Below are 13,673 nucleotides of genomic sequence, written 5' to 3'. Positions count from 1 at the left end.
CATTTAAAGTATTGTTAAAGTGCAGTTTGCACCAATACAGGTAATGACATGGATATTGCGCCATTTATAGCTGAGCATCGCTTACCCCAGAGTTACACATCGGTTGCACAAAATTGGTTCAACCCCATGGCTGATGAACTTGCATTGCGCCAACGTAGTGCATTGGGCCCGCTGTTTGTCGGTGTGAATGGCAGTCAGGGGTCGGGAAAATCTACCTTATGTGATTATCTGGCCTTTTATCTGAAGAAAACAAAAGCGCTGTCAGTAGTGGTTTTGTCAATTGACGACTTTTATCTGTCCAGAGCACAGCGTACGTTGCTGGCCCAGAAGGTTCATCCATTATTAGCTACCCGGGGGGTACCGGGAACTCACGATACTCAGCAGGCCCAATCTACCTTTATGGCGCTGAAAAATAGTCAGGAGGTGGCATTGCCGCGTTTTGACAAAGCCACGGACAACCCTTTCCCTGAATCTGAGTGGCCGGTGATCAATACCCCCGCAGACATCGTTCTTATTGAGGGATGGTGTTGGGGCGTGCCGCCCCAGGAGGAGCACCAGCTGGCCCAGCCCGTCAATCAGCTTGAAAAAGATGAAGATCCCGAGGGTATCTGGCGCCGGTTTGTAAATACCCAGCTCGCGGGTACATACCAACAACTATTTAAACAAATGGACTATTGGGCCATGCTCAAGGCACCTTCTTTTGATCATGTCTATCAATGGCGATGTGAGCAGGAACACAAGCTGGCTGCACGGTATGGCGATACAACAAACAGTAATATAATGAATGATGCGCAGATTGCCCGCTTCATACAGCATTATCAACGTCTCACTGAACATGCATTACGCATGTTGCCGGGGCAATGTGATACCGTATTTGAACTGGATAGTGAACGCGCAATAACAAAATCTTTTAAAGGGAACTGATGAGTACCTACGACACTCTCGTGTTTACAGATATGGATGGCACATTACTGGACCACCATACCTACAGTTTTGAAGCGGCTAAACCTGCACTTACAGCGTTGGATAATAAACATATCCCGGTCATTCCATGTACCAGTAAGACTTATGCTGAAATGATTGAGTTGCGAGACTATATCGGTTTAACCGGTCCATTTATCATCGAAAATGGCGCAGCAGCTTTTGTGCCCCATGGAATATTAGATCAAAAACCGGTGGGCACTGTCTGGCAGGATGGCTTTTGGTGTAAGTCATTTACGTCCCCCAAAGCCTATTGGTTAAAACTCTTAGAAACTATAAAAACAGAGTTTGAGGGTGAGTTTACCCACTTCAGCCAAATGGATATTGATGCTATTCAGCAAGCTACTGGTTTAGACGAAGCTTCGGCAGCACGCGCAGCCAAAAGGCAATTTGGCGAGCCGGTGCTCTGGCTTGGCAGTGAGGAGCGCAAAGCAGAATTTATCAAGATGGTCAGTGAACGCGGTGCGCAGCCACTGGAAGGTGGCCGTTTCATCCACATTTCAGGTGACTGTGACAAAGGCACTGCTCTGAAATGGTTGAGTCAGGAATATACCCGTCAACGCAATACCCCTACCCGTTCGCTGGCCCTTGGTGACGGGAAGAATGATATAGCTATGTTAGAGGCAGCAGATGTGGCAGTTATTATTGCCTCGCCCAATCATGCTGCTCCACAGGTCAACAAACAAGAAGAGCTCTACACCAGTACCCTACTCGGCCCCGAAGGCTGGACAGAAATGCTGACAAAACTGCTTTCATTACAAGATTAGGAGGTACCATGGCCGATTTTTATCAAAACGGTGTGGTTACAACGTTACACAATTTATCTAAACGTCCCACTGAAGAGTTGGAGGCTGAGTTACTAAGATTCTCACAAAAACGCCCGATGGCATTGATCCTGCCCTCCCTGTACTCTGAACTGGAAGGTGAGGCATTGCCGCATATTGTCAATGAGCTTACCAATGTTCCTTATTTGTCTGAAATTGTGATTGGGCTGGACCGGGCAGATAAAGCGCAATATCAACATGCACTTAAATTCTTTAATCAGTTACCCCAGCATCACAGGGTGTTATGGAATGATGGTCCAAGGCTGAAAGCGCTGGATGAGGAGCTCACAGAGCTAGGCCTGGCACCAAAAGAAATGGGCAAAGGCCGCAACGTCTGGTATTGCATGGGATACATTCTGGCATCAAATCGGGCTGAATCCGTGGCGCTGCACGACTGTGATATCGTCACCTACAACAGGGACTTGCTGGCAAGGCTTATCTACCCCGTGGCAAATCCTATGTTTAACTATGAATTCTGCAAAGGCTATTATGCCCGGGTGGCAGATGGAAAAATCAACGGGCGCGTTTCCCGATTGCTGGTAACGCCTTTACTTCGCGCGCTTAAACGCACCTTAGGCGACGTCGAATATCTGGAATTTATGGATAGTTTTCGCTATCCGCTTGCCGGTGAATTTTCGTTTCGTCGTGATGTTCTCAACGACATCCGGATCCCCAGCGACTGGGGACTGGAAATCGGCGTGTTGTCCGAAATGCACCGAAACTACTCCCATAACCGCTTATGCCAGGCTGATATTGCAGAAACCTATGACCATAAGCATCAGGACCTGTCTTTGAATAACGATCAGGGCGGGTTGTCAAAAATGTCCATCGATATCACTAAAGCGGTTTTCAGAAAATTAGCCACCCAGGGTTTTACATTCAATACGGAAATGTTCAGGACTATCAAGGCGACATACTATCGGATCGCTCTGGACTTCGTCGAAACCTATCACAACGATGCCATCATGAATGGACTGAACCTGGATATCCATCGTGAGGAAAAAGCGGTGGAAATGTTTGCTAAAAATATCATGAAAGCGGGTCAGAGCTTTCTCGAGAGCCCAATGGAAACGCCGTTTATTCCAAGCTGGAATCGAGTGACAAGTGCTGTGCCGGATGTTTTAGACAGATTGCTTGAAGCAGTGGAAGCAGATACGTCCGAACTACTGGAGTAGCTCATGACAGCCAACCTGAACGCGTTACACGAAAAAGTGTCGCATCATTTACAGGCAATTTATGCCGATGTGGTGCTCGACAGGCCGGTTGGTGAACTGGCCACTCAACTGATGCAGTCAATGCGCATAAACAGTGATGAGGACATCACGCCGCCTCAGCCCCATTTTAACTACTGGGATGAAGACGACATTGTCATGATTACTTACGGAGACAGTATTACAGATGGTCATGAAAAGCCTCTGTTTACACTCCATCGCTTTCTTCAGACGTACTGTGTCAATACAATCAATAATGTACACATCCTGCCATTCTTTCCCTACAGCTCTGACGATGGGTTTTCGGTTATTGATTATTCGAGCGTGAATGAGTCATTAGGTGACTGGGATGACATCAGTCGTCTGGCAAACGATTATGGACTAATGGCCGACCTCGTGGTCAACCACTGCTCGTCCCGTAGTGTGTGGTTTGAAAATTTCATCAAAGGTGAAGGCCCGGGTAGTGATTTTTTCTTCACTGCGAATCCTGATGATGACCTTTCCATGGTTACCCGCCCCCGGGTTTCCCCGTTGTTAAGGGAAACCCAGACCAGTGAGGGAACAAAATATGTTTGGTGCACCTTCAGCCATGACCAGGTAGACTTTGATTTTCGAAACCCAAAGGTACTGCTGGCGTTTATAGACATTATCCGACTTTACATTGATAAAGGTGCAAAGATTTTCAGAATGGATGCTGTGGCATTTCTGTGGAAAATCGTTGGCACCACCTCTATCAATCTCGAGCAGACTCACGAAATAATTCGGTTAATGCGCACCCTCATTGAGCATGTGGATCCGCGCATTATTATTATTACCGAAACCAATATCCCCAATCGTGAGAACCTGACTTACTTTGGTAATGCCAACGAAGCCCATGCAATCTATAATTTTTCATTGCCACCATTGCTGGTTAACACCCTGGTAACCGGAGATTGTCGCTATCTGAAAAGCTGGATGATGAGTATGCCGCCGGCACAGAGCGGAACAACCTATTTCAACTTCATTGCTTCTCATGATGGTATCGGCTTGCGTCCGGCGGAAGGACTGCTGGATGACGAGGAAATCTCAGCCCTGGTTCATACCATGCAGCATTTTGGTGGCAAAGTATCATGGCGTGCTTCGGCCCACGGTCAGCAAAAACCCTATGAAATTAATATCACCTTATTTGATGCCCTTCAGGGAACAATCAAAGGACCGGATCGTTATCAGGTAGACAGGTTTATCTGTGCCCATGCCATTATGCTGGCAATGGAAGGTATACCTGGCATCTATATTCATAGTCTTTTGGGCACATCTAATGACTATGAAAAGGTCGCGAATACTGGGCAAAACCGCTCAATTAATCGTAAACGCTGGGATTTATCTGAGCTGGAAGCACTGTTGGATTCACCGTTCTCTCAACATCATAAGGTGTTGACACGGATATCGCAGCTTATTCGCATCAGAAAAAAGCAGCCAGCATTTCATCCAAATGCGACACAGTTTACGTTGCAACTCGGCACTCAGGTGTTTGGTTTCTGGCGGCAAAGTCTGGACAGACAACAGAGTCTGTTTAGTATCAGCAACATCAGTGATACTGAGCAGGCGGTTTTGTTGTCCGATATTAATCTGTTTGGCACCGACCACTGGATAGACTTGATCAGTGGCGACATCATAGATAATGACGAAAATTATCTGCAATTAAAGCCTTATCAGACCGTTTGGATAAGTAACCTGGAAGCATCATAAGACAGGGGCTCGAAAGGGCCCCTCACCTCGTCCGTACAAGAACAAAGACGTCGACCTTTTCCGGTTTGGTAAAATCGGTAGCAAGGTAATGTCTTTTCAGGGATAATCCCGCATTTGAACTGATGTTCAGGGAGTTCACGGATGACCACATCCACTTGGTTGTCGCTTGACGAAGCACTGGCGCGTATTAAAGCGAAGTTTCCAACAGTAAAACAGACTACTCTTTGTCATATTGACACCTGTCTCGGGCGAATTACCGCACAGGATATTGTTGCGCCTGTGAGCGTTCCACCTCGGGCTGTTTCTGCCATGGATGGTTATGCAATAAACACATCCGTCGGTAAGCAAAACAGCTGCCTTCCTGTAGTAACGACGATTTTTGCAGGAATGGACGCCACTGACGTTACCCTGGAGCCTGGTCATGCCGCCAGAATAATGACTGGCGCGCCTGTTCCAATGGGGGCAGATGCGGTTGTCATGCAGGAAAATACCACTCAACGTGAAAACACCGTGTGTATTACCCAATGGCCGGACAGAGGCGAAAATATCCGTCCGCAGGGTAATGATATTTTTCAGGGGGATATTATCGTTGAGAAAGGCACACGACTGCAGGCCAGTCACCTCATGCTGCTGGCATCGGTGGGGATGCGTGAGTGTCCGGTCACCGCAGCGTTGAAGGTAGCGGTTCTGGCCACCGGCGATGAATTAATTACACCAGGCACGCCACTTGAAGCTGGGCAGATATATAACGCCAACAGCGTTGGCGTAAAAGCCTTATTACATCCCTATCAGGCTGATATAACAGATTTAGGAATTTGCGTGGATGATCCCGCTAAATTACGTGACACGCTTTTAACGGCTTCCAAGCAGTTTGATATCCTGATTAGTTCCGGGGGGGTCTCGGTAGGCGATGCCGACTACGTTAAAGACATTCTTGATGAGATCGGCGAAGTAGACTTCTGGAAAGTCGCTATCAAACCGGGCAAGCCCTTTGCGTTTGGCCAAATAGGCAAATGTGTATTTTGCGGTTTGCCCGGTAACCCGGTATCTGCTTATGTGACTACCGAAAAGCTGGTGACACCTTTAATCGCAATGATGCAGGGAGAGCAACGTTCGCTAAACGATCTTACCGGGCTGGCTGTGCTGGGTAGTTCTATCAGGCGGCGACCAGGCCGCCAGGAATTTCTTCGGGCCCGCCTTGAAATAAACCAGGATGGAGGCTGGCATGTTACCCCATTAGCAAAACAGAGTTCAGGCGTCATGAGCACGGTGACTCAGGCAAATGCTTATATTGTGGTGCCAGCAGAGACCGCTTTTATTGAATCGGGAACGCAGGTGCAGGTCTCGCCATTCAGATCTGTAAATTGATGGGGCTATACATATCGTGAATTTAGTTTCAAAACGCTTTGCTTTGGAAAGTAAACGTTTGGTCCAGCTGACCTGGCCGCTGTTAATTGCCCAGCTCACCCAAATGCTCATGGGTGTGGTCGATACGATTATGGCCGGTCACTACAATGCGGTGGATATGGCGGCTGTAGCGCTGGGCTTTAGTGTCACCATCCCGCTCATGTGTTTTTTACAGGGACTGGCGCTGGCACTGCCGCCAATTATTTCGCGCTACCAGGGTAGCCGACAATCCGATCAGGTAGCATTCGCCGCCCAACAGGCCGGCTATTTATTGTTGCTTATCAGCCTTGTGATCCTGGTGCTGTACCCCGCTATCCCAACTGTTTTACGTTGGTTTCCCATGGACGCCGGGCTTTATAGTATCACGCTGGAATATGTACGGTATGTGTTGCTCGCAATGCCAGCCTTTGCACTTTATCAGTGGTTGCGAAATTACTGTGAGGGTTTGGGCAATACTAAACCCACCATGATTATCACAGTAATAGGATTACTGTTTAATATTGTCGCTAACTATTGCTTTATCTATGGGGTTGGCCCGTTGCCAGCCTTCGGCGGGGCCGGCTGCGGTATTGCCACTGCCATTGTGATTACAGTTATGTTTATCAGCACGCTGATTTACACACACTATAGTGCACGCCTGCGCCAATACGCGTTGTTTACAATACTATTTCTACCAGATTTAAAGCAAATGGTGCGCACCTTCAGGCTGGGGTTTCCTGTCGCAATGACGTTATTGTTTGAAGTCACGCTGTTTGCTGTGGTCGCTCTTCTGCTTGCGCCTTTTGGGGCGACCACTGTTGCTGCCCATCAGGTCGCCCTTAATTTTTCATCTTTAATGTTTATGTTCCCGCTGAGTATGGGCATGGCTGTATCTATTCGGGTGGGATTTCGTATCGGGCAGAACAACTACAGTCAGGCGGCAACAGCCGTAAAAAGTGCATTGCTAATCGGCCTGGGTGTAGCGGTGCTGACCGCCGCTTTCACCGTTTTAGGCAAAGGTCTGATTATTCGGCTGTACACGACAGACAAAGCGGTTATTGACACCGCCAGTTCGTTATTAATCTACGCCGCACTTTTTCAGTTTTCTGATGCTATACAGGTCATTTCGGCAAACACACTACGCGGCTATAAAGATACGACGGCCATGTTTGTTCTGACATTCTTTGCTTATTGGATTATTGGCCTGCCAGCGGGCATTATATTGGGTCGTACCGACTGGTTGACGGATGTACCTATGGAAGCTGCCGGGTTCTGGATTGGGTTTATTATCGGCCTTAGCAGCGCTGCGGTAATGCTGGGGGTCAGGGTCTGGGTGCTGCAACGCCGGTATGAGCGCTTAACGCTAATGCAGCACAACCGGGCGTTGTAACACAGATATCTCAATCCCGGTGTTCGTGCTCTCCATCGGGATCGCGCCACATATCCTGTATAACAGGATCGTCCTGTTCCTCTTCATTCTCCCAGGAGTAAGTTTTGCGTACAGGCTTTGGATCATTGCGCCATAACAAAAGCGCGCAAATTACCCCTCCCAGTGCACCAAAAAAGTGTGCCTCGTAGGAGATGTCAGGCTCAGTGGGAAATATAGTAAGAATCATGGTGCCATACATAAAAAAAGCTATCATCATCAGGCCTACCGAACGTGCATCCCGGCGCAGTACAGACACGACGAACAAATAGAAAAACATGCCGTGTGCGACACCACTGGCGCCCAGATGCGTCGCCTCACGTCCAAACAACCATACTCCAATACCACTCCCCAACCAGGCAAACAATACGACCCAAAGCCGGGTTCTGGGATAGCCGTAAAGAAGCGCGCTGCCCAACACCAAAAGCGGAAGCGTATTATTGAAAAGATGTTCATAGCCGGAATGCACTAGCGGGGCGGTGAGAATACCGTATAGACGGACAGGATCCAGGGGAATAATTCCCAGAAGGGATAACGGCCAGCTAAACAACACACCAGCAGACTGAACAACCCACAGGACCGTTACGGCCATTACTGAAAGTAATATCGCCTGTCGCAGGGAATAATCTGAATTCGTTTTTTTCATTATCCTAACATGGGGCAAGCAAGTCAGATTACAATCTCTGGGCGAGTTTTTTCAAAGCCTCTGTAGTATCGATATCTAAAGCCGCCTCAGGGTGTGGCACGGGAAATGTTTGCGGCGGCTGTTGATAGAGCCCATTATTCAGCAGTCGACCGGCCCCATTGTCACCTTGCAGTTGACGCAGGTGTGGCCAGTACTGACCAGGAAATATTGCCGGTGCAGTACATTTTCCATTCCAATAGCTGGCCACCATTTTTTCTGGCTCCAACTCTGCCACTTCTTTAAGTACTTCAAGGGAAGGAGCTGTCACTGCTGGCAAGTCACCGAGCATTATCAGAATATGTGTGGTTGTCGGATAGCATTGATGAATCTGTTGTACACCGGTAGCAATACTGCCTGACATTCCTTCATGCCAGTCGGGGTTATAGATAATATTGACATTGTCCGGCAGATGTCTTGATAGTTGCTTATGATGAGCGCCGGTAACCACCATAATATTTTCTGTCACAGCTGCACATTGTGCAATTATCCGCAAAACCATCAACTGTCCATCCGGCATTCGTGTAAGTAGCTTGTTGCCGTTGAATCGATGCGATCTCCCAGCAGCCAGAATTAATGTGCTAAGCTGTATCACCAGGGCTCTCCTGCCTGCTCCAGAGGCTTTTGATGTAACACTGCGTGTGCCTGGGCCAGCATTGAAAGTGCAATAGATTCGGGCAACTCGCCGCCAATATTAAATCCGGCGGGCGAATGCAACGCCACGGGTAAGTCAGCAGGCTGAATGCCTGCTTCGTCCAGCACCCGTTGCGTGCGATGGCCCGGTCCGAGCACTGCCAGATAGCGTAGCCCTTTGGGTGGACACTGCGCGATGGTTGCCAGCATTTTTGCATCCAGACCCACTTGATGGTGCATTATGATAATGGCGCCCGCCTGATGATATTGAGTATTGTCGGGTAGCTGGTCTGACGTAAGCGAGTGGCAGCGATACGCGGCGTGAAAATCCGCTGAACGCGCGTAGCGGGCCCTTTCGTCATTGACGGTAACCTGCCACCCCAGTCGGGCTGCGATATCCGCTACAGGCACAGCATCAACGCCACCACCGCCGATAAACAGGCTCTGTGGTGGCGTTAACCGATGAGTGAACCAATGCTTGGCATCATTGCTCGCAGACAACTTTATTTGATTAGCTGCCCCACAGATGCAATGACTTAACACTACCGACCGATGACTCTGCAACTCACTAACCACGTCAGGCAACTGTAAATAATTGTTGTCTGCTGTTAGCGGTTGCAGTAACAATGTTACTTCGCCACCGCAGCCAATGCCCAGCCGCCACGCTACGTCGCCTTCTTCCTGCATATCATAGGTTACCGTCCGGCTTTGACCGCTAAGCCAGCATTTTCTGGCATGATGAAACAAGTCGCTTTCCAGACATCCGCCACTTACCACCCCAAACTGGTTACCACTGTCACTAAATAACATCATCGCCCCGGCTTTGCGGTACGCAGAGCCACGGGTTTTAATAACAGTAGCCAGCAACCACTGCCCCTCATCTTTATGGGCAAGCCAATGTTGCAGTAAATAAAAAATATGGTGGTTCATGGCCAAAAAAATATTGTGTTAATTTGCGTTGCCCTGAATACGGCCTGCCCTGGTGCTTTGTTCACAGGATACTTCAGCCCGGTCGGCTAAGACGTGAAATGGCTTCGGTCAGGCCATCCAGAGTGAGCGGGAACATTCGCTGCTGCATTATCTCGTGCATAATCCCCACTGAGTGATAGAACTGCCAGTGTTGTTGGGGCTGTGGATTCAACCACACGGCGCTGGAGAAATGATTCAACAGTCTGTCCATCCAGGCCGCCCCCGGTTCCTCATTCCAGTGCTCAACACTTCCTCCCGGATAGGTGATTTCGTAGGGCCCCATCGTCGCATCCCCTACAAAAATAACCTTATAATCGGGTCCGAACCGATGAATAATATCCCATACAGGAACTAATTGATCACGGCGCCGCTGGTTATCCTGCCAGACCGCTTCATAAACACAATTGTGAAAATAAAAATATTCCAGATATTTAAATTCACTGTGTACCGCCGAAAACAATTCCTGCATTTCTTTGACGAAAGGGTCCATTGAACCGCCAACATCGAAAAACATCAGTACTTTTACAGCGTTGTGCCGCTCCGGCGCCATCTGGATATCAAGTAAGCCACCTTTTCGCGCGGTCTCGCGAATAGTGCCGGGGACATCCAGTTCATAACTGGCGCCGGTTCGCGCAAACTTTCGCAACTTACGTAGCGCCATCTTAATATTGCGCGTGCCCAGCTCAACATCTGAGGATAGATTTTTGAACTCGCGTTTATCCCAGACTTTTGCTGCTGAAAAGTTCCGATTACCTTTTTGGCCGATTCTGACGCCTTCGGGATTAAAGCCGTACGCGCCAAATGGTGACGTACCACCGGTTCCAATCCACTTATTCCCACCCTGATGGCGCTCCTTTTGCTCTGCCAAACGCTGTTTGAGGGTTTCCATGAGCTTATCCAGCCCACCCAGCGCTTTGATCCGGGCTTTCTCCTCATCCGTCAGGTTTTTTTCAAGCTCTTTGCGAAGCCAGTCTTCAGGGATGTCTTCGCCAAATAAATCGATATTTTGAACACCATCAAAATAGTCAGCAAATGCTTTATCAAAACGATCAAATTGTGTTTCGTCTTTGACCAGCACCATGCGGGCAAGATAGTAAAAGGCCTCAAGATCGGCGTAGACAACCTGTGCCTCCATAGCCCGCAGCAAATCCAACAATTCCCGGACTGTGGTTTTGACCTTATAGCGTCGTAGGGTGAAGAAAAAATCAATCAGCATTAGCGGCGCGCCATAAACGCCAGTTTTTCAAATAAATGAATGTCCTGCTCATTTTTAAGCAGCGCGCCATACAAGGGCGGGATAGACGCTTTACCATCCTTATCATGCAGTGCATCGGGTGAAATATCCTCTGCTACCAACAACTTCAGCCAGTCAATCAATTCTGACGTTGATGGTTTTTTCTTTAAGCCCGGTACGTCGCGGAGTTTAAAGAACGCCTGCATGGCTTCATCCAGCAACCTTTTCTTTAGATCCGGGAAATGTACCGCTACGATGTCCTGCATCTGCTGTGGTGTAGGAAATTGGATGTAATGGAAGAAACAACGGCGCAAAAACGCATCGGGTAGTTCTTTTTCGTTGTTTGACGTAATGATAACGATAGGACGCTGGGTCGCTTTAACCTGTTGCTGCGTTTCGTAAACAAAAAACTCCATTTTATCCAACTCGAGCAACAAATCATTAGGAAATTCAATATCCGCTTTGTCTATCTCGTCGATCAGCAGAACCGGACGCTTACCGGCTTCAAACGCCTGCCATAACTTGCCCTTGACGATGTAGTTACTGATATCGTGAACCCGGTCGTCGCCTAGCTGTGAATCGCGCAAACGTGACACTGCATCGTACTCATACAACCCCTGTTGCGCTTTAGTGGTTGATTTTATATGCCACTGAATCAGCTCTGTATCCAGCGCGCCAGCGAGTTCCTCCGCCAGCATTGTTTTCCCAGTGCCTGGTTCACCTTTGATCAACAAAGGTTTCTCAAGGGTAATTGCTGCATTCACCGCAAGCTGCAATTCTTTGCTTGCGATATAGTTGGTTGTACCGGTAAAGGCCATTACGACTCCTTTTAGGTGCCTGCTAAATCTCAGCGGACCAGTGTAACGTGCTTGCTACAAATAACCATATCATATAGCAAAAAATCACTTTGCTTTTTTATCAATGGCCACAATGATATAAATGCAGAAATAAAATACGTCAGCGATTGTGTATTCATTGCGTTTTGGACGTAATCTTAGATGAAATACCAGCAACGTATTCCACGAGAATAAAGGATAAGTAATGAGAGTATTTGACGATAACTCACTGGCAATTGGCGGCACCCCGCTGGTTAAGCTCAACCGGGTCACAGGCGGCAACGTGTACGCCAAAATGGAAGCACGTAACCCAAGCTTCAGTGTTAAGTGTCGGATTGGCGCAAACATGATTTGGGACGCCGAAAAGCGCGGCGTATTGACGGATGGCAAGGAAATTGTGGAGCCAACCAGTGGCAATACCGGTATCGCGCTGGCGTTTGTTGCTGCATCTCGGGGCTACAAAATCACATTGACTATGCCCAGCAGCATGAGTCTGGAGCGTCGTAAACTGTTAAAGGCGTTGGGGGCGAACCTGGTTCTTACCGAGGCGCCTAAAGGCATGAAAGGTGCCGTCGCCGCCGCTCAGGAAATTGTCGAGTCTGATCCTGACAAGTATGTGCTACTCCAGCAATTTGATAATCCGGCGAACCCTGAAATTCATGAAAAAACCACCGGTCCTGAAATCTGGGAAGATACCGAAGGTAAAATTGACGCATTTGTTGCTGGCGTAGGGACAGGCGGTACTATCACCGGCGTTAGCCGCTATATTAAAAAAACCCAGGGCAAGGCCATTGTATCTGTGGCGGTTGAGCCTACTGACTCCCCGGTTATCACGCAGGCTAAAAATGGGGAAGAGCTCACCCCCGGCCCCCACAAAATTCAGGGTATTGGTGCAGGGTTTATTCCCGGCAATCTGGATTTAGACATGGTGGATGAAGTTGAGCAAATCACCAACGAAGAATGCATGGAAATGTGCCATCGACTGATGAAGGAAGAAGGCATTCTTGCAGGTATTTCCTCGGGCGCGGCAGTTGTAGCGGCAAAGCGCTTTGCAGAACGTCCGGAAAATAAAGACAAGATGGTGGTTGTGCTGTTGGCCAGTGCTGCAGAACGGTATCTGAGCAGTCCTTTGTTCGCTGGTGCATTCGGTGATGAGGAAGAGGTGCAGTAAGCTGGCACCCAGGCATTTGTAAAAAGCGAAGCGCCGGCTTCGCTTTTTTTTTGCCCATTATTGAGTAAACTGTGATAAATATGTTTTTTGCCTGCAAGACATACTAATCAACGCCCTTACCTGAAGGAAGCTGTATCATGGTCTGGAATAAACCGGTTCAATTTTTACTTGTCGCAGCCTTTGCAACTTTTCTCGTAGCCTGCGATAAGACGGCTGACAACGGCGACGGCGACGTCAGTGCCGGCACCCCGGAATATGCAGCTATTGTCTTCGCCAGGGCTATCTATCACGATGATAATATCGATAAAGCCTTAGCGGTAAGTACAGACTCGATGCGCCGGATCCTTTCCAGCTATCACACCAATCGCAATGCACAGCGTCACATTATGAACCTTAATTACGAGCAGGTTAATATCAAGCCGGATGGCGGCAACCGCATCGGCAGAACCGAATTTGCCGAGAAGGCCAGTGTGACGCTATTTTTCAATGGCAATTATAACGGTAATACGATCAAAGAGCTTCGCACTATTCATTTACTTCGCCAGGGCGGCCAATGGAAAGTTGACCGCGTAAGCGAACAATACGGCTAGGC

At 48.5% G+C, this 13,673-nt stretch carries 13 protein-coding genes; 8 read left to right on the top strand and 5 right to left on the bottom strand.

What is annotated here, in order from left to right; translation table 11 throughout:
- Positions 1 to 48 precede the first annotated feature (48 nt).
- The 6 genes from F458_RS0101445 to F458_RS0101420 all read left to right on the top strand — a co-directional run bounded on the left by F458_RS0101445 (position 49) and on the right by F458_RS0101420 (position 7,520).
- A complete protein-coding gene (locus F458_RS0101445) occupies positions 49 to 924 on the top strand; it encodes a hypothetical protein (protein WP_018981592.1) in 876 nt (291 codons plus the stop codon).
- Positions 924 to 1,748, top strand: a complete 825-nt coding sequence (locus F458_RS0101440) for an HAD-IIB family hydrolase (protein WP_018981591.1) — start codon at positions 924 to 926, stop codon at positions 1,746 to 1,748. The genes F458_RS0101445 and F458_RS0101440 overlap by 1 nt, the downstream gene beginning before the upstream one ends.
- Before the next feature lie 8 nt (positions 1,749 to 1,756).
- Positions 1,757 to 2,980: a glycosyltransferase family protein gene (locus F458_RS0101435; RefSeq protein ID WP_018981590.1), complete on the top strand. Its 1,224-nt coding sequence runs from the start codon at positions 1,757 to 1,759 to the stop codon at positions 2,978 to 2,980.
- Positions 2,981 to 2,983: 3 nt separating this feature from the next.
- Positions 2,984 to 4,744: a sugar phosphorylase gene (locus F458_RS0101430; protein WP_018981589.1), complete on the top strand. Its 1,761-nt coding sequence runs from the start codon at positions 2,984 to 2,986 to the stop codon at positions 4,742 to 4,744.
- Between the two features lie 141 nt (positions 4,745 to 4,885).
- Positions 4,886 to 6,112 carry a molybdopterin molybdotransferase MoeA gene (gene moeA / locus F458_RS0101425; protein ID WP_018981588.1) on the top strand — a complete coding sequence of 409 codons (1,227 nt, stop codon included), beginning with the start codon at positions 4,886 to 4,888 and terminating at the stop codon, positions 6,110 to 6,112.
- 16 nt (positions 6,113 to 6,128) lie between these two features.
- Complete coding sequence (locus F458_RS0101420; protein WP_018981587.1) at positions 6,129 to 7,520, top strand: MATE family efflux transporter; 1,392 nt, start codon at positions 6,129 to 6,131, stop codon at positions 7,518 to 7,520.
- Positions 7,521 to 7,530: 10 nt separating this feature from the next.
- Here F458_RS0101420 and F458_RS0101415 read toward each other — a convergent pair whose 3' ends face one another.
- From F458_RS0101415 to F458_RS0101395, 5 genes are all read right to left on the bottom strand, one after another.
- Positions 7,531 to 8,202, bottom strand: a complete 672-nt coding sequence (locus F458_RS0101415; RefSeq protein ID WP_018981586.1) for a rhomboid family intramembrane serine protease — start codon at positions 8,200 to 8,202, stop codon at positions 7,531 to 7,533.
- Between the two features lie 28 nt (positions 8,203 to 8,230).
- Complete coding sequence (locus tag F458_RS0101410) at positions 8,231 to 8,833, bottom strand: nucleotidyltransferase family protein (RefSeq protein WP_018981585.1); 603 nt, start codon at positions 8,831 to 8,833, stop codon at positions 8,231 to 8,233.
- Positions 8,830 to 9,801, bottom strand: a complete 972-nt coding sequence (locus F458_RS0101405) for an XdhC family protein (RefSeq protein ID WP_018981584.1) — start codon at positions 9,799 to 9,801, stop codon at positions 8,830 to 8,832. Before F458_RS0101405 ends, F458_RS0101410 begins: the two co-directional genes overlap by 4 nt.
- A gap of 73 nt (positions 9,802 to 9,874) precedes the next feature.
- Positions 9,875 to 11,056, bottom strand: coding sequence for a vWA domain-containing protein (locus F458_RS0101400; protein WP_018981583.1), 1,182 nt, complete (start codon positions 11,054 to 11,056; stop codon positions 9,875 to 9,877).
- Positions 11,056 to 11,892 carry an AAA family ATPase gene (locus tag F458_RS0101395; protein ID WP_018981582.1) on the bottom strand — a complete coding sequence of 279 codons (837 nt, stop codon included), beginning with the start codon at positions 11,890 to 11,892 and terminating at the stop codon, positions 11,056 to 11,058. Before F458_RS0101395 ends, F458_RS0101400 begins: the two co-directional genes overlap by 1 nt.
- A 223-nt stretch (positions 11,893 to 12,115) precedes the next feature.
- Between F458_RS0101395 and cysK the strand changes: the two genes are divergently transcribed.
- Entirely contained in the window at positions 12,116 to 13,081 is a 966-nt protein-coding gene (cysK, locus tag F458_RS0101390; protein ID WP_018981581.1) for a cysteine synthase A, read from the top strand.
- Positions 13,082 to 13,218: 137 nt separating this feature from the next.
- Complete coding sequence (locus F458_RS0101385; protein WP_018981580.1) at positions 13,219 to 13,671, top strand: hypothetical protein; 453 nt, start codon at positions 13,219 to 13,221, stop codon at positions 13,669 to 13,671.
- Positions 13,672 to 13,673 lie beyond the last annotated feature (2 nt).

It is taken from the genome of Salinimonas chungwhensis DSM 16280, from assembly GCF_000378185.1.
GTDB classification, from domain to species: Bacteria; Pseudomonadota; Gammaproteobacteria; order Enterobacterales; family Alteromonadaceae; genus Alteromonas; species Alteromonas chungwhensis.
This window is presented reverse-complemented; position numbering and strand designations above follow the sequence as displayed.

Bases quoted from the DNA above. Each gene is read 5' to 3' on its own strand.
- F458_RS0101385 (WP_018981580.1), top strand. From the start codon at position 13,219: ATGGTCTGGAATAAACCGGTTCAATTTTTACTTGTCGCAGCCTTTGCA.
- F458_RS0101400 (WP_018981583.1), bottom strand. From the start codon at position 11,056: ATGCTGATTGATTTTTTCTTCACCCTACGACGCTATAAGGTCAAAACC.
- F458_RS0101405 (WP_018981584.1), bottom strand. From the start codon at position 9,801: ATGAACCACCATATTTTTTATTTACTGCAACATTGGCTTGCCCATAAA.
- F458_RS0101435 (WP_018981590.1), top strand. From the start codon at position 1,757: ATGGCCGATTTTTATCAAAACGGTGTGGTTACAACGTTACACAATTTA.
- cysK (WP_018981581.1), top strand. From the start codon at position 12,116: ATGAGAGTATTTGACGATAACTCACTGGCAATTGGCGGCACCCCGCTG.
- F458_RS0101395 (WP_018981582.1), bottom strand. From the start codon at position 11,892: ATGGCCTTTACCGGTACAACCAACTATATCGCAAGCAAAGAATTGCAG.
- F458_RS0101415 (WP_018981586.1), bottom strand. From the start codon at position 8,202: ATGAAAAAAACGAATTCAGATTATTCCCTGCGACAGGCGATATTACTT.
- F458_RS0101430 (WP_018981589.1), top strand. From the start codon at position 2,984: ATGACAGCCAACCTGAACGCGTTACACGAAAAAGTGTCGCATCATTTA.
- F458_RS0101440 (WP_018981591.1), top strand. From the start codon at position 924: ATGAGTACCTACGACACTCTCGTGTTTACAGATATGGATGGCACATTA.
- moeA (WP_018981588.1), top strand. From the start codon at position 4,886: ATGACCACATCCACTTGGTTGTCGCTTGACGAAGCACTGGCGCGTATT.
- F458_RS0101445 (WP_018981592.1), top strand. From the start codon at position 49: ATGGATATTGCGCCATTTATAGCTGAGCATCGCTTACCCCAGAGTTAC.